The sequence below is a fragment of the Pseudomonas sp. AC083 genome, from assembly GCF_979253165.1.
Window position 1 is genome coordinate 51097 of the sequence record NZ_CEEDDH010000016.1, and the last position, 24506, is coordinate 75602.

Sequence of the window (24506 nt, forward strand, 5' to 3'; positions counted from 1 at the left end):
GAATTACTCCTTGGTGTCTTCAGGTGCTGGAGCGGCAACGTGCTGATTGTCTTCAGCCACGGCGCGCTCGATCAATGCCGACAGGTGTGCACCACGCACGACCGATTCGTCGTAGTGGAAATGCAATTGCGGCACGCTGCGCAGCTTCATTTCGCGGGCCAACTGCATGCGCAGGAAGCCTGCGGCGGCGTTGAGCACCTTGATGCTTTGCGCGATGTCTTCAGCGTTGTCCTGCCCCATCACGGTGATGAAAATCTTCGCATGACCGACGTCACGGGACACTTCCACAGCAGTGATGGTGACCAGGCCGACGCGCGGGTCTTTGACTTCGCGACGGATCAATTGCGCCAGCTCGCGCTGCATCTGATCGCCGATACGTTGGGTACGGCTGTATTCTTTTGCCATGATTTGTTACCTGTTACTGCCCAGCGGTGAAACCCGCAAGGTCTGAAAGCGGCAAACGCCCGGCCTGACAAAAGCCAGACCGGGCGTTGCGTTTAGAGTCCGGACGCTGTGCCGTGCATTTGCATGCTACGGCCCATCGTGGCCCTTGAAGTGCGCGAGTCAGAGGCTGCGAGCAACCTGAACCTTCTCGAAGACTTCGATCTTGTCGCCGACTTTGACGTCGTTGTAGCTCTTCACGCCGATACCGCATTCCATGCCGGCACGTACTTCGGAAGCGTCATCCTTGAAGCGGCGCAGGGATTCCAGCTCGCCTTCGAAGATAACGATGTCTTCACGCAGTACACGGATCGGACGGTTACGGTGCACGACACCTTCGATCACCATGCAACCGGCGATCGCGCCAAATTTCGGCGAACGGAACACGTCACGCACTTCGGCCACACCCAGGATGTTCTCGCGAACATCGCTGCCGAGCATGCCGGTCAGGGCTTTCTTGACGTCTTCGATGATGTCGTAGATCACGTTGTAGTAACGCATATCCAGACCTTCCTGCTCGACGATCTTGCGAGCGCCGGCATCGGCACGCACGTTGAAGCCGAACAGTACAGCGTTGGAAGCCAGTGCCAGGTTGGCGTCGGATTCGGTGATACCACCGACACCGCCACCCACTACGCGCACTTGTACTTCGTCGTTGCCCAGGCCATTCAAGGCACCGTTCAGCGCTTCCAGCGAACCACGGACGTCGGATTTGAGGACGATGTTGAGCGTCTTCTTCTCGGCCTGACCCATGTTTTCGAAAATGTTTTCCAGCTTGCCGGCGTGAGCGCGAGCCAGTTTGACTTCGCGGAACTTGCCTTGACGGAACAGAGCCACTTCACGGGCTTTCTTCTCGTCGGCAACTACGCTCATCTCGTCGCCAGCGTCCGGGGTACCGTCCAGGCCGAGGATCTCGACAGGGATGGATGGACCGGCTTCCTTGATCGGCTTGCCGTTCTCGTCGAGCATGGCACGTACACGGCCGTAGTTCGAACCGACCAGAACCATGTCGCCTTGACGCAGCGTACCGTCCTGAACGAGCACGGTTGCCACCGGGCCACGACCCTTGTCGAGACGCGATTCAACCACCACACCACGGCCAGGAGCCGACGGAGTAGCTTTCAGTTCGAGAACTTCGGCCTGCAGCAGAACGGCTTCAAGCAGCTCGTCCACGCCAGTACCCATCTTCGCCGAAACCGGAACGAATGGCGTGTCGCCACCCCAGTCTTCGGAAGTCACGCCGTGAACCGACAGCTCGCTGCGGATGCGATCGAGATCGGCGCCCGGCTTGTCGATCTTGTTCACTGCTACCACCAGCGGCACGCCAGCTGCCTGAGCATGCTGAACCGCTTCGATGGTTTGCGGCATCACGCCGTCGTCCGCTGCAACCACGAGGATCACGATGTCGGTCGCCTTGGCACCACGGGCACGCATTGCGGTAAACGCAGCGTGACCCGGGGTATCGAGGAAAGTGACCATGCCGCGATCAGTCTCAACGTGGTATGCACCGATGTGCTGGGTGATACCGCCGGCTTCGCCAGCAGCTACCTTGGCACGACGGATGTAGTCGAGCAGGGAAGTCTTACCGTGGTCAACGTGGCCCATTACGGTCACGACTGGTGCACGGGAGAACGACTCACCTTCAAACTTCAGGGACTCGGCCAGGGAATCTTCCAGAGCGGTGTCGCTGACCAGGGTCACTTTGTGGCCCAGTTCTTCGGCTACCAGTTGAGCAGTTTCCTGATCAAGCACCTGGTTGATGGTCGCTGGAGTACCCAGTTTGAACATGAACTTGATGATTTCAGCCGCTTTGACCGACATCTGGTTGGCCAGATCGCCAACCGTGATGGTCTCGCCGATCTGCACGTCACGCACGACAGGGCCGGTCGGGCTCTGGAAACCGTGGGCGTTGCGCTTCTTCAGCTTGGCCTTGCCGCGACCACCACGACGGAAGCCATCGCTTTCTTCGTCGGTAGTGCGTGGCGCCACGCGTGGTGCCGGGGCTTTTTCTTTGACCGATGCGCGATGCGGAGCGTTTTTGCGCTCGCCATCACCGCCGCCGCTGCGACGATTGTTGTCGTCGGCACGCGGCTTGTCCGGACGGCGCTGTTCGTTCTGCTTGTTGCGAACGTCAGCCGATGGAGCAGGAGCAGCAGCCACCGGTGCGCTTTCGCGAACAGGTTCGGCAGCAGCCGGCGCCGCAACGGCGTCGCTGGCAGCGGTTTGCGCAGCAGCAGGCTGGCGACGCGCTTCTTCTTCGGCGCGTTGCTTGGCTTCTTCTTCAGCCTTCTGACGGGCAGCATTTTCTACTGCGCGACGCTCATCCAGTTCACGCTTGCGCTCGGCTTCGATTTCTTCCGGGCTACGCTGTACGAAAACTTTCTTCTTGCGAACTTCAACGCTGATGCTCTTGCTACCAGCCACACGAAGGGTGCTGGTGGTTTTACGCTGCAGCGTGATCTTGCGTGGTTCTTCCACTTTCGCCTTGTGACTGCTCTTCAAGTGAGTCAGCAGGGATTGCTTCTCACTGTCAGTCACATTTTCGTCGGCGGCGGTGTGCGGCAGACCTGCCTCACGCATCTGCTGCAACAGGCGCTCTACCGGTGTTTTGACCTCATCGGCCAGTTGTTTCACCGTGACTTGCGTCATGCACTTCTCTCCTCAGGCCGCGCCTAATTACTCGAACCAGTGGGCTCGGGCGGCCATGATCAACTTGCCGGCACGATCATCGTCAATGCCGTCGATGTCGAGCAGGTCGTCAATAGACTGCTCGGCCAGGTCTTCGCGGGTAATTACGCCGCGCACCGCCAGTTCCATCGCCAAATCCTTGTCCATACCCTCAAGCGAGAGCAGGTCTTCGGCCGGATGGGCGTCTGCCAGCTTTTCCTCAGTAGCGATGGCTTTGGTCAACAAGCGATCCTTGGCGCGAGCACGAAGCTCGTTGACGATGTCCTCGTCAAAGCCGTCGATGTTGAGCATCTCCTCCACCGGTACGTAGGCAATCTCTTCCAGGCTGGTGAAGCCTTCATCTACCAGCACCTGAGCCAGTTCTTCGTCGACTTCCAGCTCGTCGATGAAGTTGCGCAGGATGTCGCCGGTTTCTGCTTGCTGCTTAGCCTGGATGTCCGATTCGGTCATCACGTTCAGGGTCCAGCCAGTCAACTGGCTGGCCAGACGCACGTTCTGACCACCGCGACCGATGGCCTGAGCCAGATTGTCTGCGCCAACGGCGATGTCCATGGCATGGGCATCTTCGTCAACGATAATTGCCGCAACCTCGGCCGGGGACATGGCGTTGATGACGAACTGGGCCGGGTTGTCGTCCCACAGCACGATATCAACACGCTCACCGCCCAACTCACCCGATACCGCCTGGACGCGCGAACCGCGCATACCGATGCAGGCACCTTGCGGGTCGATGCGCTTGTCCTTGGAACGGACGGCGATCTTGGCTCGCGAACCCGGATCACGGGAGGCGGCCATGACCTCGATGAGGCCTTCGGCGATTTCCGGCACTTCGATACGGAACAGCTCGATCAGCATTTCCGGCGCGGTACGCGACAGGATCAGCTGCGGGCCGCGGTTCTCGGTGCGGATTTCCTTGAGCAGCGCACGCAGACGCACGCCGACACGGAAGGTTTCGCGAGAAATGATGTCTTCACGGGCCAGCAATGCTTCAGCATTGTTGCCCAGATCGACGATCACGTTGTCGCGGGTGACTTTTTTCACGGTGCCGGAGATGATTTCTCCCAGGCGCTCGCGATAGGCGTCAACCACTTGAGCGCGCTCGGCTTCGCGAACTTTCTGCACGATGACCTGCTTGGCAGTCTGTGCAGCGATGCGGCCGAACTCGATGGATTCGATTTTCTCTTCGACGACGTCACCAACCTTGGCGCCAGGATGCGTTTCGGCAACCTTGCTTGGCCAGGTCTCGATGGCCGGATCGTCGAGATCATTCTCTTCGACGACCGTCCAGCGACGGAAGGTTTCGTAGGAACCGGTGTGGCGGTTGATTTCCACACGCAGGTCCACTTCGTCTTCAAAACGCTTTTTGGTAGCAGTGGCCAGAGCCAGCTCCAGCGCTTCAAAAATTACGCTTGCCGGTACACCCTTTTCATTGGATACCGACTCAACAACCAGCAGTACTTCTTTGCTCATCGTACGCCTCGCCTTTCGCAAGCCATTGGATCCGCGGGATCCGCGTCTCAGTCAAAACTGGGAATAATGTTGGCCTTGTCGATCATATCGATCGGCAACAGGAACTCGTGGTCTTCTACCTGCACCACGACGTCCTGCTCTTCTACACCGCGCAGAAGGCCCTGAAAATTGCGTCGACCTTCGAAAGGCGAACGCAGCTTGATCTTCACTTGTTCACCGGCAAATTTGGCAAACTGCTCAAGAGTGAACAGCGGGCGCTCCATGCCAGGCGAGGAAACTTCAAGGGTGTATTCAACGGAGATCGGATCTTCAACATCCAGAACACCGCTGATCTGACGGCTGACAATGGCGCAATCGTCCACCAGCACGCCACCCTCTTTATCGATATAAACGCGCAACATCGAGTGACGACCCTGAGCCGAAAACTCGATACCCCAGCATTCATAGCCCAGGGCCACGACCACCGGGGCCAGCAAGGCCTGCAACTCTTCTAGCTTGCTCGACACCTGAACCCCCTAGTGCATGATATGTGCATGCTTTGCAAAATAAAAAAATGGGCATAACGCCCATCCTTGAAACGCCGTCGAACAGCGGCGTTGAAAGTATCCAGCTAACAAAAAGCCCCTTAAAAGGGGCTCCTTAAACTGGTTGCGGGGGCCGGATTTGAACCGACGACCTTCGGGTTATGAGCCCGACGAGCTACCAGACTGCTCCACCCCGCGACAAAGCTGGGGCGGAAGTATACGACCGATCCCTTTTAGGGTCAATGTAACCTTCCACCTGCAAGAAAGCCCGCAACAGCGGGCTCTCCTGACTAATTGGTACCGAGAAGGGGACTCGAACCCCTACACCCTATGGGCACAACCACCTCAAGGTTGCGTGTCTACCAATTCCACCACCTCGGCAATACTACGTTTGAAACCCTTCTTACTTCTGCTCTTGAGCTGGAGGCACGTCAGTCGCTGGAGTAGCCGACTTTTGCTCTTGAAGCACCGGGACATCATCAGAAGCCGGTTGTTGCTTAGGTACTTCCAACACTGCTGGATCTGGCAGACCTGCTTGAGTCAGCTGATGAGCTTTCTCTTTAGCAAAGTAACCTAACCCCAAGCTGGTTATGAAGAAACCGGCGGCAAGTATAGCAGTAAACTTACTAAGAAAGGTAGAGGAACCTTGGCTTCCGAACACAGTATTTGAAGCACCTGCTCCGAAAGACGCGCCAGCGTCCGCACCCTTACCCTGCTGCAGCAAAACCAGAGCAACTACGCCCAATGCACCCAGCAGATGAAAAACGACTACGACTGTTTCCAGCATTTTTTCAGTTTCCCGCGGCGCGACAGATCGCACCGAACTCATCTGCATTCAGGGAAGCTCCACCAATGAGCCCCCCATCGATATCCGGCATGCCGAACAGTTCGACCGCATTGGCCGCCTTCACGCTGCCGCCGTATAGAAGCCGCACACCTCGTGCGACTTCAGAATTCTCTGCCGCCAACTGCTCGCGAATGGCTTTATGCACATCCTGAGCCTGTTGCGGCGTTGCAGTCAGCCCGGTACCAATGGCCCAGACCGGCTCGTATGCAATCACTGCCTTGGCAAAAGCACCGACACCCAGCTCCTCGATGATGCTGCCCAGCTGACGCCCGACAACTTCAAGAGTTTTTCCGGCTTCGCGCTGCTCGAGGGTTTCCCCGACACACAACACCGGAATCAAGCCACATGCCTGCGCCGCTGCGAACTTGCGATTCAGCATCCCGTCTCGCTCGCCCATAATCTGGCGGCGCTCGGAGTGCCCGACAAGCACCAGGGAACAACCTGCATCCACCAGTTGGCTGGGAGCAATCTCACCAGTCAACGCACCTTGCATGGCTTCCACCGCAGAATTCTGCGCGCCGACCGAAATCGACTTGCCTTTCAAGCCATCAATCACTTGATTGATATACAAGCAAGGCGGGAACACCGCGACATCAACACCGCTTGGCAAGGCCAGATGACGAAGGCCGTTAATCAGCTCAGCGACGCTGGCGCGGGTACCGTGCATCTTCCAGTTACCAGCTACCATAGGGCGACGCATGCTGTACCTCGTCGGTCAAAGTGGGCGCAGATGTTACCCAACACAATCATGGCTTGCAAGCCGTATCAGGCAGAAACTTCGGTTACCAGTTTTGCCAGCTCTTCGGCATAGCCGCGGACCTGGTTTTCGTCCTCGCCTTCGACCATTACGCGCACCAAAGGCTCTGTGCCGGACTTGCGCAGAAGCACGCGACCGCGCCCCGCCATCGCCTGAGTGACACGGGCACTGGCCTCCTTGACAGCCGGATGCTCCAGCGGGCTTTCACCGCCGCCAAAGCGAACGTTGATCAGCACCTGAGGGCACTTGCGCAACGCCTGGCGCGTTTGTGCCAGACCTTCATTGCGGGATTTCAGAGCCATCAACACCTGTAGGGCAGCGATGATCGCGTCGCCCGTAGTGGTGTGATTGAAGCACACCACATGCCCGGAGTTTTCCCCGCCAACGAGCCAGTTGCGCTCTTGCAGTTCGGCAATCACGTAGCGGTCACCAACATTGGCGCGAACGAACGGGATCGACAGATCCGCCAAGGCCAGCTCGAGACCAAGATTGCTCATCAATGTACCGACGACGCCACCCTGCAACTTGCCACGCTCATGCAGATCGCGAGCAATGATGAACAGCAGGTCATCACCATCAACGATGGTGCCGGTGTGATCGACCATCAATACCCGATCACCATCACCATCGAAGGCGATACCCAGGTCCGCATGCTCAGCCAGAACGGCGGCCTGCAACGGCCCCATATGCGTGGAACCGCAGTTATCGTTGATGTTCAGCCCGTTCGGCTGGGCGGAAAGCACGACAACTTCAGCGCCCAACTCACGGAAGACGCTCGGTGCAACCTTGTAAGTCGCACCATGCGCGCAGTCGATAACGATCTTCAGACCGGCGAAATTGGTCCCGGTAGGCACGCTGCTTTTGCAGAACTCAATGTAGCGACCCGATGCGTCATTGATTCGCGACACTTTACCGATCTTGCTCGACTCGACGACGGTCATCGGCGTATCGAGCAACTCTTCGATCATCAGTTCCAATTCATCGGGCAGCTTGGTGCCTTTGCCGGAGAAGAACTTGATGCCGTTGTCATCATGCGGGTTGTGCGAAGCACTGATCACGATGCCGGCTTCAGCCTGGAACGTACGCGACAGATAAGCGATGGCAGGCGTCGGCATCGGGCCGAGCAGCATCACATCGGCACCCGCCGAGGTCAGCCCGGCCTCGAGTGCCGACTCGAACATATAGCCGGAGATCCGCGTGTCCTTGCCGACCAGCACCTTACAGGCACCCATCTTGCGAAAAGCCATACCAGCAGCCCAGCCGAGCTTGAGCATGAAGTCAGGCGTGATCGGGTATTCACCTACACGACCGCGAATGCCGTCGGTACCAAAATATTTCTTGCTCATAAGTGCTCCATCATTCTTATTCGGCTGATTCTACGGCCGCGATCATTCGCACTACATCGACAGTTTCCGCCACGTCGTGGACGCGCAATATCCGCGCGCCCTTGACCGACGCCAGCGCTGCCAGCGCCAGGCCGCCATGCAGACGCTCGCCTACGGGACGGTTCAAAGCGTGGCCAATCATACTCTTGCGCGAAACACCTACCAGCAATGGCCGCCCCAGCGCATGCAAGGCCTCCATGTGCTTGAACAAGCTTAGGTTGTGCTGCAAGGTTTTGGCGAAGCCGAAGCCGGGATCAAGAATGATCCGCTCGGCAGGAATGCCCGCCTGGGCACAATGATCCATGCGTTCGGCGAGAAACTCACCGACCTCGCGAGTGACATCCTGATACTGCGGATTGTCCTGCATATCCCCCGGCTCGCCGAGCATGTGCATGAGGCAGACCGGCAATCCGGTGGCCGCCGCCGCATCCAGCGCGCCATCGCGACGCAACGAACGCACATCATTGATCAGTCCGGCACCGAGCCGGGCGGTTTCGCGCATGACTGCGGGGGTCGAAGTATCGACCGAGATGATCACATCCAGCTCGCGATTGATCAGCTCGACAATCGGCGCGACGCGCTCGAGCTCCTCCAGAGGAGAAACCGCTCGCGCGCCTGGCCGGGTCGATTCGCCGCCGACATCAATCAGCGTCGCGCCAGCCAGCACCATGGCTTCGGCGTGGCGCAAAGCCGCATCGAGCTGGCTATAGCGACCACCATCGGAGAAAGAATCAGGAGTGACATTGAGAATACCCATGACATGCGTCTGGGCCAAATCAAGAACCCGGTTGCCGCAAGGCAACCGGGTCAGGGACTGAACAGAAGTCATTTCAAGCCTTAAACGTCAGCAGCCGGACCGCCAATCGGTTTTTCCGGACGCTCGTCCTGCACGACAGGCGGCGGAGGCGTACCGGTGCCACCCGACCAGTCGCGAGGTTCGCGAGGTGTGCGGCCAGCCATGATGTCGTCGATCTGCTCGGCATCGATGGTTTCGTACTTCATCAGCGCATCAGCCATGGCATCCAGCTTGTCACGGTTATCCGTGAGGATCTGCTTGGCGGTGCCGTAGCACTGATCAATGATGCTGCGTACTTCGGAGTCGATCAGCTTGGCTGTCTCACCGGAGAAGCTGGCAGCCTGGCCGCCACCGCCGCGACCAAGGAACACTTCGCCCTCTTCTTCGGCATACATCAGCGGACCGAGTTTTTCCGACAGGCCCCATTTCGTCACCATGTTCCGGGCAATCTGACTTGCACGCATGATGTCGTTGGACGCACCGGTGGTTACACCGTCAAAGCCCAGAGTCATTTCTTCTGCGATACGGCCACCGTACAACGAGCAGATCTGGCTGATCAGCGCACGTTTGGACAGGCTGTAACGATCTTCTTCCGGCAGGAACATGGTCACACCCAGCGCACGACCGCGCGGGATGATCGACACCTTGTAGACCGGATCATGCTCAGGCACGACGCGACCAACGATGGCGTGGCCGGCTTCGTGGTAAGCAGTGTTCTGCTTTTCTTTCTCGGACATGACCATGGATTTGCGCTCGGCGCCCATCATGATCTTGTCTTTGGCCAGTTCGAACTCTTTCATCTCGACGATGCGTTTGCCGCTACGGGCAGCGAACAACGACGCTTCGTTGACCAGGTTGGCCAGGTCAGCACCGGAGAAGCCCGGAGTACCGCGTGCGATCACTGCCGGAGCAACGTCGTCGCCCATTGGCACTTTGCGCATGTGAACTTTAAGAATCTGCTCGCGACCACGAATGTCAGGCAAGCCGACGACCACCTGACGGTCGAAACGGCCCGGACGCAGCAGCGCAGGGTCGAGTACGTCCGGACGGTTGGTCGCAGCAATAACAATGATGCCGTCATTCATTTCAAAGCCGTCCATCTCTACCAGCAACTGGTTTAGAGTCTGCTCACGCTCGTCATGACCGCCACCCATGCCGGCGCCACGATGGCGACCCACGGCATCGATTTCGTCGATGAAGATGATGCAAGGGGCGTGCTTCTTGGCCTGCTCGAACATGTCGCGGACGCGGCTGGCGCCGACACCGACGAACATTTCGACAAAGTCGGAACCGGAAATGGTGAAGAACGGCACTTTCGCTTCGCCGGCAATCGCCTTGGCCAGCAAGGTTTTACCGGTACCCGGCGGGCCGACCATCAGCACGCCGCGCGGGATACGACCGCCCAGACGCTGGAATTTGCCCGGATCACGCAGGAACTCGACCAGCTCGCCGACTTCTTCCTTGGCTTCGTCGCAACCGGCAACGTCAGCCAAAGTGGTTTTCACCTGATCTTCGGAGAGCAGGCGTGCCTTGCTCTTGCCGAAGCTCATCGGCCCGCCCTTGCCGCCTGCGCCGCCCTGCATCTGGCGCATGAAGAACATGAACACCGCGATGATCACCAGGATCGGGAAGCTGGCCACCAGGAGCTGAGTCCAGATGCTTTGCTGTTCAGGCTGCTTGCCTTCAACCACAACGTGATTGTCGACCAGATCGCCGATCAGGCCATTGTCCTGAATTGCCGGACGAATGGTCTTGAAGCTGTCGCCATCGGTGCGCTTGCCGGTAATCACATAGCCGTCAACGGCTACGCGCTCGACCTTGCCATCCTTGACCTGCTGGATGAAGTCGGAATAGTTGAGGGTCTGCGGCTCGTTAGGGCTGGAGAAGTTGTTCATCACCGTCACCAGGACTGCCGCGATGATCAACCACAGGATCAGATTCTTTGCCATATCGTTCAATTAACTACCCTCTGAAGCAAGCTCCGCTACTGGCGCGCGCTTCGCATGATATTCACCGGCCTAACTTACTACATTACCTACAACTCTGGCAGGCGCCGTCTGTAACCCTTTGTGAAACACTTTCTACACAATATTCGCTTATGCCTGCAGAGCGAAATATGAAAAACCTATCGCCCTGCCGAAAAACCTCGTTTTACGCATCACCGCCACGATAACCCCAGGCCAGCATGTACTGCTCACGGGAGCTGCCACGGGAAGAGTCTGGCTTGATCATCTGGATCTTGTCGAATTTCTTCCGAGCATCCTTCAGATAAACGTCAAACCCTTCGCCCTGAAAAATCTTGATGACGAAATTGCCACCGGGCTTGAGGATCCGTTCCGCCAGGTCCAGCGCCAGCTCACATAGGAACATGGCCTTGGGCATGTCCACTTCGGGCGTACCACTCATATTGGGGGCCATATCGGAAATCACAAGGTCAACCTGCGAATTACCCACGGCCTCCAGGATTTCAGCGAGCACCGAGTCCTCCGTGAAGTCGCCCTGGATAAAATGCACGTCCGGAATGCTGTCCATTTCCAGGATGTCCGAAGCGATCAGACGACCCTGACCGCCGATCAACCGACTGGTCACCTGGGACCAGCCACCCGGCGCCGCGCCGAGGTCGACCACGCTCATGCCCGGGCGGATGAGTTTGTATTTTTCCTGGATCTCCAGCAGCTTGTAACTTGCACGCGAGCGGTAGCCATCCTTCTGCGCCTGCTTCACATAAGGATCGTTGACATGTCTTTTCAGCCAACCAAGGCTTGTCTTGGAACGCGCCATTGGGCACCTCGATGATTAGGGTCGTGATTAGTTGGGCGGATCCACGAACCCTCGGGTAAAATGGCCGCCATTTTACAGAATCCAGACGAAAGGGTCAGATTATGCCGCTCACTCCAGAGCAGAAGAAACAGTACAAATCCATCGGCCACCACCTCAAACCAGTGTTGACGGTAGCGGACAACGGTTTGACTGAAGGTGTTTTAGCCGAACTTGAACGCGCCTTGGCCGACCACGAGCTGATCAAGATCAAGCTCAATATCCTCGATCGCGAGTCGCGCCTGGCGCACATCGCCGAGCTGTGCAAGGTCGGCAAAGCGGACCTGGTCCAGGTCATCGGCAAGATGGCTCTGGTCTACCGCAAGAACTTCAGCGCCAACAAGCAGCTGTCGAACGTTCATCGCTTCAAGTGATGCACAGGGTCAAGGGTGTGCTTCGCGCACCCTGCCACTCCATCCCGGCACCGGCTGCATGACCAGCACCAGCCCGGAAAATCCCAGCACCAGATAACTGAATACCTGCCAGCGCTGCGCATCCGGCCAGCCGACACGCACGGCGACATACATCGCGCACGCGTACAACGCCATCAACAGCACCTGCCCGCGAAAATCCCGCCATAGACTGGCAAGGCCCTCGGCCTGTACCAGCACCAAAGCCTGAAAGATCACGCACAGAGCGGCGAACCCCACCACCAGCACTTCGAATGCACTGGCGACTTCGTCGATCAACAGCGGCGCCAGACCGATCTGGCCCAACGCCGGCTGCAAACCGATATGAATCAACCATAGGCCACCGACCCAAAGCATCTGGGTCAGTTGCCAAAGCATGGCGCCCGCATGCAGCGGGCGCCTTCTTTCAGATGTGACGAACTTCGACAATCTCGTACTCGATCACGCCGCTTGGCGTTTTGACGGCGACCACGTCACCCTCTTCCTTGCCAATCAAGGCGCGGGCCAGCGGCGAACCGACGGAGATCTTGCCGAGTTTGAAGTCAGCCTCATCCTCACCCACGATGTGGTAAGTGACGCTTTCATCAGTCTCGACGTTGGCGATCTCGACGGTGGTACCGAAAATCACTTTACCGGTGTGAGGAATGGTCGTGACGTCGATGATGACCTGATTCTGAATCCGGCCTTCGATATCACGAATACGCGCTTCGACCATGCCTTGCTGTTCGCGGGCAGCATGGTATTCAGCGTTTTCCTTCAAGTCACCCAACTCGCGGGCCGTACCGATGTCCTGGCTGAGCTTCGGACGGACGACCTTGGTCAGGTGAGCATGCTCCTCTTCCAGGGCGCGAGCGCCCTGAACAGTCATTGGGTACTTGGTTATGCTCATGCCTTCAATCCTGCGTGTAGATCCTGCAAGCGGCGCACGGTCTTTTCCGGACCGAACTTCAGCGCTTCGCAGATCGCTTCGCCCGCAGCGATAGTGGTGGTGCAGTAGATCTTGTGCTGCAGGGCGTTGCGACGAATGGAGTACGAATCGGCGATCGACTGACGACCTTCGGTGGTGTTGATGATCAGCGTGACTTCGTCATTCTTGATCATGTCGACCACGTGTGGACGACCCTCGGTCACCTTGTTCACGCGGCGCACTTTCAGGCCTGCGGCTTCGATCAGCTTGGCAGTGCCGGCAGTGGCGACCACTTCGAAGCCCAAGTTGATCAGATCACGGGCCACGCCTGCAACCAGTGGCTTGTCGTCATCGCGCACGCTGATGAACGCGGTACCGCCGGTCGGCAGCACTTCGCTGGCGCCCATCTGCGCCTTGGCGAATGCTTCACCGAAGGTGTCGCCGACGCCCATCACTTCACCGGTCGACTTCATCTCTGGGCCGAGGATCGGGTCAACGCCAGGGAACTTGGCGAACGGGAACACCGCTTCTTTAACGCTGTAGAAGTTCGGGATGATTTCTTTGGTGAAGCCGATTTCCTTCAGGGTCTTACCGGCCATCACGCGCGCAGCGATCATGGCCAGGGAAACACCGATGCACTTGGAAACGAACGGTACGGTACGCGAGGCGCGCGGGTTGACTTCGATGACATAGATGTCTTCGCCCTGCAGAGCCAATTGCACGTTCATCAGGCCGACAACGCCCAGTTCCAGAGCCATTTTCTTGACCTGCTCGCGCATCTCGTCCTGGATGTGCGCCGGCAGCGAGTACGGCGGCAACGAGCAAGCGGAGTCACCGGAGTGAACGCCCGCCTGTTCGATGTGCTGCATGATCGCGCCGATCACCACGTCCTTGCCGTCGCAGACCGCATCCACGTCCATTTCGATGGCGCAGTTGAGGAAGTGGTCGAGCAGCACCGGGCTGTCGTTGGACACTTGCACCGCGTCACGCAGATAGCGCTTGAGTTCGTCTTCTTTGTATACGATTTCCATCGCACGGCCGCCCAACACGTAGGACGGGCGCACCACCAGCGGATAACCGATCTTCGCCGCAGCGCGAACAGCTTCATCTTCGCTACGCACAGTGGCGTTTGGCGGCTGACGCAGGTTCAGGCGCTCGACCATTTGCTGGAAGCGCTCGCGGTCTTCGGCGCGGTCGATCGCGTCAGGGCTAGTGCCGATGATCGGCACGCCAGCAGCTTCCAGAGCACGAGCCAGTTTCAGCGGAGTCTGGCCGCCGTACTGGACGATCACGCCTTTCGGCTTCTCGACGCGGCAGATTTCCAGTACGTCTTCCAGGGTTACCGGCTCGAAGTACAGACGGTCGGAAGTGTCGTAGTCGGTGGAAACGGTTTCCGGGTTGCAGTTGACCATGATGGTTTCGTAGCCGTCTTCGCGCAGGGCGAGCGCAGCGTGAACGCAGCAGTAGTCGAACTCGATACCCTGGCCGATACGGTTCGGACCGCCACCCAGGATCATGATCTTGTCGCGACCCGACGGCGCGGCTTCGCACTCTTCCTCGTAGGTCGAGTACAGGTAAGCGGTGTCGGTAGCGAACTCGGCGGCGCAGGTGTCAACGCGCTTGTAGACCGGGAACACTTCCAACTTCTGACGGTGCGTACGCAGGTTTTTCTCGGTGACGCCCAGCAGCTTGGCCAGACGCTGATCGGAGAAGCCTTTGCGCTTGAGCTTGAACATCAGGTCGCGGTCGATCGAGGACAGACCGAGGGTCTTGACCTTCTCTTCGTCCTTGATCAGGTCTTCGATCTGCACCAGGAACCAAGGGTCAATCATGTTCATGCCGAAGATGTCTTCGACCGACAGACCGGCGCGGAAGGCGTCAGCCACGTACCAGATACGCTCGGCGCCCGGCACGGTCAGTTCACGCTTGAGCACGCTCATGCTGTCCGGGTTGCTCAGATCGAGCTTCTCGTCCAGACCGCAAACGCCGACTTCCAGACCGCGCAGGGCTTTCTGCAAGGATTCCTGGAAGGTCCGGCCGATGGCCATGACTTCACCGACCGACTTCATTTGCGTGGTCAGGCGCGCGTCAGCCTTGGCGAATTTCTCGAAGGCGAAGCGTGGCAGCTTGGTGACGACGTAGTCGATCGACGGTTCGAAGGACGCCGGAGTCTTGCCGCCGGTGATGTCGTTCGACAGCTCATCAAGGGTGTAACCCACAGCCAGTTTGGCCGCGACCTTGGCAATCGGGAAACCGGTGGCTTTCGAAGCCAGTGCCGAGGAGCGCGAAACACGCGGGTTCATCTCGATCACGACCATACGGCCAGTGTTCGGGCAGATACCGAACTGCACGTTGGAACCGCCGGTCTCGACGCCGATCTCGCGCAGTACCGCCAGCGAGGCGTTACGCAGGATCTGGTATTCCTTGTCGGTCAGGGTTTGCGCAGGAGCTACGGTGATCGAGTCACCGGTGTGCACGCCCATCGGGTCGAAGTTTTCGATCGAGCAGACAATGATGCAGTTGTCCTTTTTGTCGCGGACAACTTCCATTTCATATTCTTTCCAGCCGATCAGCGATTCGTCGATCAGCAGCTCTTTGGTCGGCGACAGGTCCAGACCACGGGCGCAGATTTCTTCGAACTCTTCACGGTTGTAAGCGATACCGCCACCGGTGCCGCCCATGGTGAAAGACGGACGGATGATGCACGGGAAACCGAGGGTTTCGAGGACCGCGTTGGCTTCTTCCATGCTGTGGGCGATGCCGGAACGCGGGCAGGCCAGGCCGATGGATTTCATCGCCTTGTCGAAACGCGAACGGTCTTCAGCCTTGTCGATAGTGTCGGCATTGGCACCGATCATCTCTACGCCGAACTTCTCCAGAACGCCTTCGCGCTCCAGGTCCAGGGCGCAGTTCAGAGCGGTCTGGCCGCCCATGGTTGGCAGTACGGCGTCCGGACGCTCTTTTTCGATGATCTTGGCCACGGTCTGCCATTTGATCGGCTCGATATAGGTGGCGTCGGCCATGTCCGGGTCGGTCATGATGGTGGCCGGGTTGGAGTTCACCAGGATGACGCGGTAACCCTCTTCGCGCAGGGCTTTGCAGGCCTGGGCGCCGGAGTAGTCGAATTCGCAGGCCTGGCCGATCACGATCGGGCCAGCGCCGAGAATCAGGATGCTTTTAATGTCTGTACGTTTTGGCATGGTTTGTCACTCAAATCCGCAGGTCAGTCGGCAAGCCGTCTTGATCGATTTCTGAAGTCCCGAGGGGGCCGCCGGAACCGGGGCCGCCCTCGCGGGCTTCTCTCTACAGTCTCAAGGCGAACGCTTAGCGTCGCTTGGCCATCTCGTTGATGAAGCGGTCGAACAGTGGCGCAACATCGTTCGGGCCCGGGCTCGCTTCAGGGTGACCCTGGAAGCTGAACGCGCTCTTGTCGGTGCGTTCGATGCCTTGCAGGGTGCCGTCGAACAGCGATTTGTGGATCGCGCGCACGTTGGCTGGCAGGGTGGCTTCGTCTACCGCAAAACCGTGGTTCTGGCTGGTGATCATCACCACGCCCGTGTCCAGATCCTGCACCGGATGGTTGGCACCGTGGTGGCCGTGGCCCATTTTCAGGGTCTTGGCGCCGGAGGCCAGAGCCAGCAACTGGTGGCCGAGGCAGATGCCGAATACCGGCGTCTCGGTTTCCAGCACTTCCTTGATCGCCTGGATCGCGTAGTCGCATGGCTCCGGGTCACCAGGGCCGTTGGACAGGAACACGCCGTCCGGCTTCAGCGCCAGCACATCGGCGGCTGGAGTCTGCGCAGGCACTACGGTGACGCGGCAGCCGCGCTCGACCAGCATGCGCAGGATGTTGACCTTGACGCCGTAGTCGTAGGCGACCACGTGATATGGCAGCTCGGAAGCTTCGATGGTCGCGTGGCTGTCGGTTTTCAGATCCCAGACAGTCGAGCGCCATTCGTACTGGGTCTTGGTGCTGACGACTTTCGCCAGATCCATGCCCTTCAGGCCCGGGAAGCCTTGCGCAGCGGCGATGGCCGCTTCTTCGGAGATGTTGTCGCCGGCCATGATGCAGCCGTTCTGAGCGCCTTTTTCACGCAGGATGCGGGTCAGGCGACGGGTGTCGATACCGGCGATTGCCACCACGTTGTTGGCTTTCAGGTAATCGGACAGGGACATCGTGTTACGCCAGTTGCTCGCTACCAGCGGCAGGTCACGGATGACCAGGCCAGCGGACCAGACGCGGTCGGACTCGGCGTCTTCCGGCGTGGTGCCGGTGTTGCCGATGTGCGGATAAGTCAGGGTAACGATCTGTTGGGCGTAGGAAGGATCGGTAAGGATTTCCTGATAGCCGGTCATTGCGGTGTTGAACACCACCTCACCAACGGTCTGACCGTCGGCTCCAATGGCTTCGCCGCGAAAAATGCTGCCATCAGCAAGGGCGAGTATGGCTGGCTTAGTCAAGAAGACCTCCCGTAAATAACGCATGAAAGGGCAATCGCAGGTTGTAAAAAAGCGGAGTGACGTATGGACACGTCACCCCGCTTCTTCACTGAAATTATTCTGCGCGCTTTTAGTGGACACACTAAAGCTGTAGCTTACAGAAAAGGGCGTTTTTGGTCCACCGCTAAAGAGCCTTAAAGGCCGGAGAATGCGACAGGTCGTCGCCAAGCGGTAAAAACCGGCGCAAAACGGGACGTTTGCGCCGGGTTCAGCAACGACTCAACGCAGGTCGAGCACGTCTTGCATGTCGTACAGGCCCGGCTCGCGACCGTCCAGCCACAGCGCCGCACGCACCGCGCCCTTGGCGAAGGTCATGCGGCTCGATGCCTTGTGGGTGATCTCGACGCGCTCGCCATCGGCAGCGAACAGCACGGTGTGATCACCAACGATATCGCCAGCACGCACGGTGGCGAAACCAATGGTTTCACGCTCACGCGCACCGGTCTGGCCTTCACGACCGTAGACCGCGACCTTCTTCAGATCACGCCCCAGGGCATCGGCAATCACTTCACCCATGCGCACAGCCGTACCGGATGGTGCATCGACCTTGTGGCGGTGATGGGCTTCCATGATCTCGATATCGACATCGTCGCCCAGTACGCGCGCAGCGGTGTCGAGCAACTTAAGACACAGGTTGACGCCGACGCTGAAGTTGGCGGCGAAGACAATCGGAATGTCCTTGCCCGCCTCGGCCAGCAATTGCTTCTCTTCAACACTGAAACCCGTGGTGCCGATGATCATCGCTTTGCCGTGTTTGCGGCAGAACGCGAGATTCTTCAGGGTCACGGTCGGGTGAGTGAAATCGATCAACACATCGAACTCTTCAACCACACGATCGAGATCACCGGACAGCGGCACGCCGATACGGCCCAGCGCTGCCAGCTCACCGGCATCCGCGCCAACCAGCGTGCTGTCGGGACGATCGACCGCCGCCGTCAGACCGGCGCCCGGCGTCTGCTGCACCGCTTCAATCAGGGTCTTGCCCATGCGCCCGGCGGCGCCCATCACTGCAATACGTCGCATGCCGACTCCTTACAAATCGCCGAAGAAACGCTTCACACCGTCGAACCAACCGGTGGTTTTCGGCGAGTGGCTGTTGTCGTCGGCCAGGGAGCTGCGGAATTCTTCCAGCAGTTCACGCTGACGACGGTTGAGGTTGACCGGCGTTTCCACAGCGACACGGCACATCAGGTCGCCGGCACCGCCGCCACGCACTGGCGCAACGCCCTTGCCGCGTACGCGGAACTGCTTGCCGGTCTGCGTGCCTTCGGGGATTTTCAGTTTGACGCGACCGTCGAGGGTCGGAATTTCCAGCTCGCCGCCCAGTGCTGCGTCGACGAAGCTGATCGGCACTTCGCAGAACAGATGCTTGCCGTCACGCTGGAAGATGTCGTGTTCGCGCACATTGATCACAACGTACAGGTCGCCAGTCGGCCCGCCCTGAGTACCCGCTTCGCCTTCGCCGGACAGACGAATGCGGTCGCCAGTATCAACACCGGCAGGCACTTTGACCGACAGGGTTTTGTACTCTTCGACACGACCGTCGCCGTGGCAGGAGTCGCACGGATCGGAAATGATCTTGCCCTGGCCATGGCAGCGCGGGCAGGTCTGCTGCACCGAGAAAAAGCCCTGCTGCATGCGCACCTGACCGATGCCGCCGCAGGTCGGGCACGTCGTCGGCGACGAGCCTTTCTTGGCGCCGGAACCATCGCACGGTTTGCAGTTGACCAGTGTCGGAACGCGGATATTCACCGACGTACCGCGCACCGCTTCTTCCAGATTCAGCTCCAAGGTGTAGCGCAGATCGCTGCCACGCTGAGCGCCGCCACGGGCACCGCCGCGACCGCCACCAAAGAAATCGCTGAAGACATCGCCGAAGATGTCCGAGAAGTTCTGACCACCGAAACCGGCACCGCCGCCGCCCATGCTCGGATCGACGCCGGCATGACCGTATTGGTCGTATGCCGCGCGCTTGCTGGCGTCGGACAACACTTCATAGGCCTCGTTGGCCTCTTTGAATGCTTCTTCCGAAGCCTTGTCGCCGGGATTACGGTCGGGGTGGTGCTTCATGGCCAGACGGCGATAGGCCTTCTTCAGGTCCGCTTCGCTCGTGCCCCGCTCGACACCCAATACTTCGTAATAGTCACGCTTTGCCATAAGTTCTTTGCACTCTTAAGGACGTTCGGCAAACCCCTCCTGAGCCTCGCCAAACTCGTTGAGCCCCCATTAAGGCCCGGACCCAACTCACGTCAATTCAACGATCCTGGTCTTGATTGATGCGGTATTTGCGGCGTGAAAAGCAGGAGCATTTTCAGCCATACCACCAACACGCGAGCGTTGTCGCATGCTGTAAAAATTCACGTATTCCAGATACGCCAACGCGGGAGGCAAGCTCCCGCGCGGCGACATCCTACCAGTCACCGCCGCAAGGCAGTCAACCGGGCGACCAACAACTTACTTGTGGTCTTTGACTTCTTCGAACTCGGCATCGACAACGTCGTCAGCCTTCTCAGCCGATTCGCCTTGCGGGGCTGCGCCATCAGCTGGCTGAGCCTGTTCGGCGTACATCTTTTGAGCAACCGGAGCGGAGACTTTCGACAGCTCTTCAACCTTGGCTTCGATGGCAGCCTTGTCGTCGCCTTTGACGGCGGCTTCAAGAGCAACCACAGCCGCTTCGATTGCAGTCTTCTCTTCGGCGGTGACCTTGTCGCCTGCGTCAGCGACCATCTTGCGAGTCGAGTGCACCAGTGCGTCACCCTGGTTACGGGCAGCGGCCAGCTCTTCGAACTTACGGTCTTCCTCGGCATTCGCCTCGGCGTCACGCACCATGCGCTCGATTTCTTCGTCGGACAGACCGGAGTTGGCCTTGATCACGATCGACTGGGTCTTGCCGGTAGCCTTGTCTTTCGCGCCGACGTGCAGGATGCCGTTGGCGTCGATGTCGAAGGTCACTTCGATCTGCGGCACGCCACGTGGAGCTGGTGGAATGTCGGCCAGGTCGAACTTGCCCAGCGATTTGTTCTGGGCAGCTTGCTTGCGCTCACCTTGCAGAACGTGAATGGTCACAGCGCCCTGGTTGTCGTCGGCAGTCGAGAACACTTGCGATTTCTTGGTAGGAATCGTGGTGTTTTTCTCGATCAGCGCGGTCATCACGCCACCCATGGTTTCGATACCCAGGGTCAGCGGGCTGACGTCGAGCAGCAGCACGTCTTTCACGTCACCGGCCAGAACAGCGCCCTGAATCGCAGCACCCATGGCAACAGCTTCGTCCGGGTTGACGTCTTTACGCGCTTCCTTACCGAAGAAATCGGTAACTAGCTTCTGTACCAGCGGCATACGAGTCTGACCACCGACCAGAATCACGTCGTTGATCGCGCTGACGTCGATACCGGCGTCTTTCATGGCAATGCGGCAAGGTTCGATGGTGCGCTGAACCAGGTCTTCAACCAGTGCTTCGAGCTTGGCACGCGAGATCTTCACGTTCAGGTGCTTAGGACCGGTCGCGTCTGCAGTGATGTACGGCAGGTTGACGTCGGTCGACTGAGCGGACGACAGCTCGATCTTGGCTTTCTCAGCGGCTTCTTTCAGGCGCTGCATCGCCAGCGGGTCACCTTTGAGGTTCATGCCGCTTTCTTTCTTGAATTCGTCAACGAGGTAGTCGATCAGACGAATGTCGAAGTCTTCACCGCCGAGGAAGGTGTCACCGTTGGTGGCCAACACTTCGAACTGGTGCTCGCCGTCAACTTCAGCGATTTCGATAACGGACACGTCGAAGGTACCGCCACCCAGGTCATAAACGATCACGGTGTGATCGCCCTTGGCCTTGTCCATACCGTAAGCCAGAGCAGCTGCGGTTGGCTCGTTGATGATACGTTTTACGTCCAGACCAGCGATGCGGCCGGCGTCTTTGGTGGCCTGACGCTGGCTGTCGTTGAAGTAGGCCGGAACGGTGATCACCGCTTCGGTCACTGCCTCGCCGAGGTAGTCTTCGGCGGTCTTCTTCATCTTCTTCAGAATTTCAGCCGAGATTTGTGGCGGTGCCATTTTCTGGCCGTTCACTTCTACCCAGGCGTCGTTGTTGTCAGCCTTGACGATCTTGTAAGGGACCATCTGGATGTCTTTCTGCACAACTTCTTCGTCGAAACGACGACCGATCAGACGCTTTACCGCGTACAGGGTGTTGTGCGGGTTGGTTACAGCCTGACGCTTGGCCGACTGACCTACCAGAATTTCGCCATCGTTGGCGTAAGCGATGATCGACGGCGTGGTACGCGCGCCTTCAGCGTTTTCAATAACTTTGGCTTTGCCGTTTTCCAGCACGGAGACGCAGGAGTTGGTAGTCCCCAGGTCGATACCGATAATTTTGCCCATGTTCACTCTCCCGAAACTTTGGATTTTGTTGCCGCAGCAGTGGTGGCTGACTGCGGTAGCACTTAAACGCTTGACTTCTAAATGGGGGCCTTGCGGCTAATTTCAAGCCTGCTCGTCAATCGAAGGCGAAACCGGTGCCGGCGCCTTGCTGACCACGACCATCGCCGGGCGCAGCAGGCGACCATTGAGCTGGTAGCCCTTCTGGAAAACCTTCAACACGCTGTTCGGCTCGACGTCGGCGCTTTCCTGCATGGCCATCGCCTGATGGTGAACGGCGTTGAACGGTTCGCCATGCGGATCGATCGCTTCAAGCTGGTAGCGCTTGAGGGTGTCGTGGAACATTTTCAGAGTCAGCTCGATGCCCTCGCGCATCGGACGGATGCTTTCGTCGTCCGGGCTCGACAGCTCGAGGCCGCGCTCCAGGCTGTCGACGATCGGCAGCAGGTCGCTGGCAAATTTCTCAAGGGCAAACTTGTGCGCCTTCTCGACGTCCTGCTCGGCACGGCGGCGAACGTTCTGCAGATCGGCAGCAACACGCAGAGACTGATCCTGCGCGGCGGCCAATTGCTCTTCGAGCACTTGCACACGGGTCGCCAGGTCGTCACCCGAACCTTCGGGCGCCTGATTGGCATCTGGGTTTTGCGTATCTACTGTCTGTTCGTCAGCCATAGAATTCTCCTTTCAATTTCGTCCGCGAGCCTGACTCGCGCTTCTGCCCCGATATATGGGGCCGCAAAATCAGGCTTCAAGGGCTGAAAACAATTGTCCCTACAAAAAAGTGCTGAATACTCATTCTTGAATGCGCTAAGAAAACTCTCTGATCAAGCAAATCGAGCTAAGGGCGGGCATTGTCAGGCCTGAACAAAACACTGTATAAATAACCAGACCTCAAGCCTGGGAGCTGCCTTTATGCTGGTGCACCTGTCCGTACACAACTACGCCATCGTCGAACATCTCGATCTCGAACTTGATCGCGGGATGAGCGTGATCACAGGGGAAACCGGCGCCGGCAAGTCGATCATGCTCGACGCCCTGGGCCTGACCCTGGGCGATCGCGCCGACAGCGGCGTGGTTCGCCCAGGCGCTGATAAAGCCGACATTCTTGCCACCTTCGATCTTGCTGATATCCCCGAAGCCAGCGCCTGGCTGGCCGAGCGCGATCTGGAAAACGACGGGCCGTGCATCCTGCGCCGGGTCATCACCTCGGAAGGTCGTTCTCGCGGCTATATCAACGGCACACCCTGCCCGCTTGGCGACCTTAAAGCCCTCGGCGAGCTGCTGATCGATATCCACAGCCAGCACGAACATCAATCGCTGCTGAAAACCGATACCCATCGCCGCCTGCTCGACGAGTACGCCGGTGCCACCGATCTGGCGCGTCAGGTGCAACTGGCCGCACAGCGCTGGCGCCAGACTCGTCAGGAACTGGAGCGGCTGTCCAACTCCGGCGACGAACAGCGCGCACGTCATCAACTGCTCAGCTATCAACTCGAAGAGCTGGAAAACCTCGGCCTCGGCGAAAATGAACTGGAGCAACTGGAGCAGGAACACAAGAACCTGACCAACGCCGAAACCTTGCTGGGCATTTGCCGGCAAGTGGTCGAGCAGTGCAGCGAAAGCGACTCCGGGAATGTCCTGAATGCGCTGACCGCCAGCCTCAATCGTCTGTCCAGTGTGAACAGCTCGGTGGGCGCGCTGGGTGAAGCCAGCAGCCTACTGACCAGCGCACAGATCCAGGTGGAAGAAGCGGTTGGTGAGCTCAACCGCTTCCTCGATAACTTCGATGCCGACCCGGCTCGCCTGCAATACCTCGAAGAGCGCCTCGACGCGATCTACACCTTGGCGCGCAAACACCGGATTCAGCCGACCGAAGTCGGTGAGATGCAGCAGAAGCTGCTCGATGAAATCGAAACCCTCAACGCCAACGATGAATCCATCGAGCGCCTGGGTGAAGAACTGGCGTCCTATGCCCGCCACTATCAGGAGAAAGCGCGCGAGCTGAGCGACCTTCGTCATCAAGCCGCCGGCAGCCTCGCCAGTGCAGTGGAGCAGGAAATCCAGCGCCTGGGCATGCCTGGCGGCCGCTTCACCATCGAACTGAAAGCCAACAGCAGCGACGAGTTGCTGCCGAATGGTCTGGAACAGGTCGAACTGCTGGTCAGCGCCAACCCCGGCCAACCGCTCAAGGCGCTGGCAAAAGTTGCCTCCGGTGGTGAGCTGTCGCGGATCAGTCTGGCGATTCAGGTCATTACCGCACAGACCTCCCGCGTGCCGACGCTGGTATTCGACGAAGTGGACGTAGGCATTGGCGGGCCGACTGCCGAGATTGTCGGCCAGTTACTGCGCCGTCTCGGTGATCGCGGCCAGGTCCTGACCGTGACGCACTTGCCGCAAGTGGCAGCGCAAGGGCATCAACACCTGTTCGTGCACAAGGTCCGCGACGAGAAGGCGACTCACACCGCTGTCGCCAAGCTCACGAAGAACGAGCGAATCGAAGAAGTCGCGCGCATGCTCGGCGGCATCGATCTGACCAAGGAATCCCTGGCTCACGCGAAAAAAATGGTGGTGACCGCCAAGGCATAACAAATAGTAG

The 24506-nt window shown here is 58.7% G+C and carries 20 protein-coding genes and 2 tRNA genes; 2 read left to right on the plus strand and 20 right to left on the minus strand.

Annotation, left to right across the window (positions count from 1 at the left end):
• Positions 1–3 precede the first annotated feature (3 nt).
• The 12 genes from rbfA to rlmE form a co-directional block, all read right to left on the minus strand.
• Positions 4–405: a 30S ribosome-binding factor RbfA gene (gene rbfA / locus AC0IXA_RS20950; RefSeq protein ID WP_016771753.1), complete on the minus strand. Its 402-nt coding sequence runs from the start codon at positions 403–405 to the stop codon at positions 4–6.
• Between the two features lie 159 nt (positions 406–564).
• Positions 565–3090, minus strand: coding sequence for a translation initiation factor IF-2 (infB, locus tag AC0IXA_RS20955; RefSeq protein ID WP_041477933.1), 2526 nt, complete (start codon positions 3088–3090; stop codon positions 565–567).
• Positions 3091–3117: 27 nt separating this feature from the next.
• On the minus strand, positions 3118–4599 hold the full coding sequence (gene nusA / locus AC0IXA_RS20960) for a transcription termination factor NusA (RefSeq protein ID WP_024011569.1): 1482 nt from the start codon (positions 4597–4599) through the stop codon (positions 3118–3120).
• Between the two features lie 47 nt (positions 4600–4646).
• Entirely contained in the window at positions 4647–5105 is a 459-nt protein-coding gene (rimP, locus tag AC0IXA_RS20965; RefSeq protein WP_007973115.1) for a ribosome maturation factor RimP, read from the minus strand.
• 139 nt (positions 5106–5244) lie between these two features.
• Positions 5245–5321, minus strand: a tRNA-Met gene (locus tag AC0IXA_RS20970).
• 97 nt (positions 5322–5418) lie between these two features.
• Positions 5419–5504: transfer RNA gene (locus tag AC0IXA_RS20975), tRNA-Leu, on the minus strand.
• Between the two features lie 22 nt (positions 5505–5526).
• Positions 5527–5910 (minus strand): preprotein translocase subunit SecG, encoded by a 384-nt coding sequence (gene secG / locus AC0IXA_RS20980; protein ID WP_016771756.1) that lies wholly within the window; start codon positions 5908–5910, stop codon positions 5527–5529.
• A gap of 4 nt (positions 5911–5914) precedes the next feature.
• Positions 5915–6670: a triose-phosphate isomerase gene (gene tpiA / locus AC0IXA_RS20985; protein ID WP_007915248.1), complete on the minus strand. Its 756-nt coding sequence runs from the start codon at positions 6668–6670 to the stop codon at positions 5915–5917.
• A 65-nt stretch (positions 6671–6735) separates the two neighbouring features.
• A complete protein-coding gene (glmM, locus tag AC0IXA_RS20990) occupies positions 6736–8073 on the minus strand; it encodes a phosphoglucosamine mutase (protein WP_073473855.1) in 1338 nt (445 codons plus the stop codon).
• Between the two features lie 16 nt (positions 8074–8089).
• The gene (folP, locus tag AC0IXA_RS20995; protein ID WP_341639058.1) at positions 8090–8941 is read right to left on the minus strand and encodes a dihydropteroate synthase; all 852 of its coding nucleotides are present in this window, start codon (positions 8939–8941) and stop codon (positions 8090–8092) included.
• A gap of 8 nt (positions 8942–8949) precedes the next feature.
• The gene (ftsH, locus tag AC0IXA_RS21000) at positions 8950–10857 is read right to left on the minus strand and encodes an ATP-dependent zinc metalloprotease FtsH (protein ID WP_016771759.1); all 1908 of its coding nucleotides are present in this window, start codon (positions 10855–10857) and stop codon (positions 8950–8952) included.
• Between the two features lie 202 nt (positions 10858–11059).
• Positions 11060–11689, minus strand: coding sequence for a 23S rRNA (uridine(2552)-2'-O)-methyltransferase RlmE (gene rlmE, locus AC0IXA_RS21005; RefSeq protein ID WP_016771760.1), 630 nt, complete (start codon positions 11687–11689; stop codon positions 11060–11062).
• A gap of 101 nt (positions 11690–11790) precedes the next feature.
• On the opposite strand from rlmE, the gene AC0IXA_RS21010 reads away from it, so the two are divergent.
• Positions 11791–12099: a YhbY family RNA-binding protein gene (locus tag AC0IXA_RS21010; protein WP_016771761.1), complete on the plus strand. Its 309-nt coding sequence runs from the start codon at positions 11791–11793 to the stop codon at positions 12097–12099.
• A 9-nt stretch (positions 12100–12108) separates the two neighbouring features.
• Here AC0IXA_RS21010 and AC0IXA_RS21015 read toward each other — a convergent pair whose 3' ends face one another.
• From AC0IXA_RS21015 to grpE, 8 genes are all read right to left on the minus strand, one after another.
• Positions 12109–12513: an MFS transporter gene (locus AC0IXA_RS21015; RefSeq protein WP_130927366.1), complete on the minus strand. Its 405-nt coding sequence runs from the start codon at positions 12511–12513 to the stop codon at positions 12109–12111.
• 28 nt (positions 12514–12541) lie between these two features.
• The gene (gene greA, locus AC0IXA_RS21020) at positions 12542–13018 is read right to left on the minus strand and encodes a transcription elongation factor GreA (protein WP_038861135.1); all 477 of its coding nucleotides are present in this window, start codon (positions 13016–13018) and stop codon (positions 12542–12544) included.
• 2 nt (positions 13019–13020) lie between these two features.
• Positions 13021–16242 carry a carbamoyl-phosphate synthase large subunit gene (gene carB, locus AC0IXA_RS21025; RefSeq protein WP_016771764.1) on the minus strand — a complete coding sequence of 1074 codons (3222 nt, stop codon included), beginning with the start codon at positions 16240–16242 and terminating at the stop codon, positions 13021–13023.
• A gap of 124 nt (positions 16243–16366) precedes the next feature.
• Entirely contained in the window at positions 16367–17503 is a 1137-nt protein-coding gene (carA, locus tag AC0IXA_RS21030; protein ID WP_016771765.1) for a glutamine-hydrolyzing carbamoyl-phosphate synthase small subunit, read from the minus strand.
• Between the two features lie 258 nt (positions 17504–17761).
• On the minus strand, positions 17762–18565 hold the full coding sequence (gene dapB / locus AC0IXA_RS21035) for a 4-hydroxy-tetrahydrodipicolinate reductase (RefSeq protein ID WP_016771766.1): 804 nt from the start codon (positions 18563–18565) through the stop codon (positions 17762–17764).
• Positions 18566–18574: 9 nt separating this feature from the next.
• On the minus strand, positions 18575–19699 hold the full coding sequence (gene dnaJ, locus AC0IXA_RS21040; RefSeq protein ID WP_016771767.1) for a molecular chaperone DnaJ: 1125 nt from the start codon (positions 19697–19699) through the stop codon (positions 18575–18577).
• Between the two features lie 297 nt (positions 19700–19996).
• A complete protein-coding gene (gene dnaK / locus AC0IXA_RS21045; protein ID WP_024011565.1) occupies positions 19997–21913 on the minus strand; it encodes a molecular chaperone DnaK in 1917 nt (638 codons plus the stop codon).
• Positions 21914–22015: 102 nt separating this feature from the next.
• Complete coding sequence (gene grpE / locus AC0IXA_RS21050) at positions 22016–22582, minus strand: nucleotide exchange factor GrpE (protein ID WP_039759570.1); 567 nt, start codon at positions 22580–22582, stop codon at positions 22016–22018.
• 240 nt (positions 22583–22822) lie between these two features.
• Here grpE and recN point away from each other — a divergent pair, with 240 nt between their 5' ends.
• Positions 22823–24496 carry a DNA repair protein RecN gene (recN, locus tag AC0IXA_RS21055; protein WP_016771769.1) on the plus strand — a complete coding sequence of 558 codons (1674 nt, stop codon included), beginning with the start codon at positions 22823–22825 and terminating at the stop codon, positions 24494–24496.
• Positions 24497–24506 lie beyond the last annotated feature (10 nt).

Bases quoted from the DNA above. Each gene is read 5' to 3' on its own strand.
- folP (WP_341639058.1), bottom strand. From the start codon at position 8,941: ATGACTTCTGTTCAGTCCCTGACCCGGTTGCCTTGCGGCAACCGGGTT.
- dnaJ (WP_016771767.1), bottom strand. From the start codon at position 19,699: ATGGCAAAGCGTGACTATTACGAAGTATTGGGTGTCGAGCGGGGCACG.
- tpiA (WP_007915248.1), bottom strand. From the start codon at position 6,670: ATGCGTCGCCCTATGGTAGCTGGTAACTGGAAGATGCACGGTACCCGC.
- ftsH (WP_016771759.1), bottom strand. From the start codon at position 10,857: ATGGCAAAGAATCTGATCCTGTGGTTGATCATCGCGGCAGTCCTGGTG.
- secG (WP_016771756.1), bottom strand. From the start codon at position 5,910: ATGCTGGAAACAGTCGTAGTCGTTTTTCATCTGCTGGGTGCATTGGGC.
- AC0IXA_RS21015 (WP_130927366.1), bottom strand. From the start codon at position 12,513: ATGCTTTGGCAACTGACCCAGATGCTTTGGGTCGGTGGCCTATGGTTG.
- dapB (WP_016771766.1), bottom strand. From the start codon at position 18,565: ATGCGACGTATTGCAGTGATGGGCGCCGCCGGGCGCATGGGCAAGACC.
- glmM (WP_073473855.1), bottom strand. From the start codon at position 8,073: ATGAGCAAGAAATATTTTGGTACCGACGGCATTCGCGGTCGTGTAGGT.
- rbfA (WP_016771753.1), bottom strand. From the start codon at position 405: ATGGCAAAAGAATACAGCCGTACCCAACGTATCGGCGATCAGATGCAG.
- dnaK (WP_024011565.1), bottom strand. From the start codon at position 21,913: ATGGGCAAAATTATCGGTATCGACCTGGGGACTACCAACTCCTGCGTC.
- infB (WP_041477933.1), bottom strand. From the start codon at position 3,090: ATGACGCAAGTCACGGTGAAACAACTGGCCGATGAGGTCAAAACACCG.
- grpE (WP_039759570.1), bottom strand. From the start codon at position 22,582: ATGGCTGACGAACAGACAGTAGATACGCAAAACCCAGATGCCAATCAG.
- rlmE (WP_016771760.1), bottom strand. From the start codon at position 11,689: ATGGCGCGTTCCAAGACAAGCCTTGGTTGGCTGAAAAGACATGTCAAC.
- nusA (WP_024011569.1), bottom strand. From the start codon at position 4,599: ATGAGCAAAGAAGTACTGCTGGTTGTTGAGTCGGTATCCAATGAAAAG.
- carB (WP_016771764.1), bottom strand. From the start codon at position 16,242: ATGCCAAAACGTACAGACATTAAAAGCATCCTGATTCTCGGCGCTGGC.
- recN (WP_016771769.1), top strand. From the start codon at position 22,823: ATGCTGGTGCACCTGTCCGTACACAACTACGCCATCGTCGAACATCTC.
- AC0IXA_RS21010 (WP_016771761.1), top strand. From the start codon at position 11,791: ATGCCGCTCACTCCAGAGCAGAAGAAACAGTACAAATCCATCGGCCAC.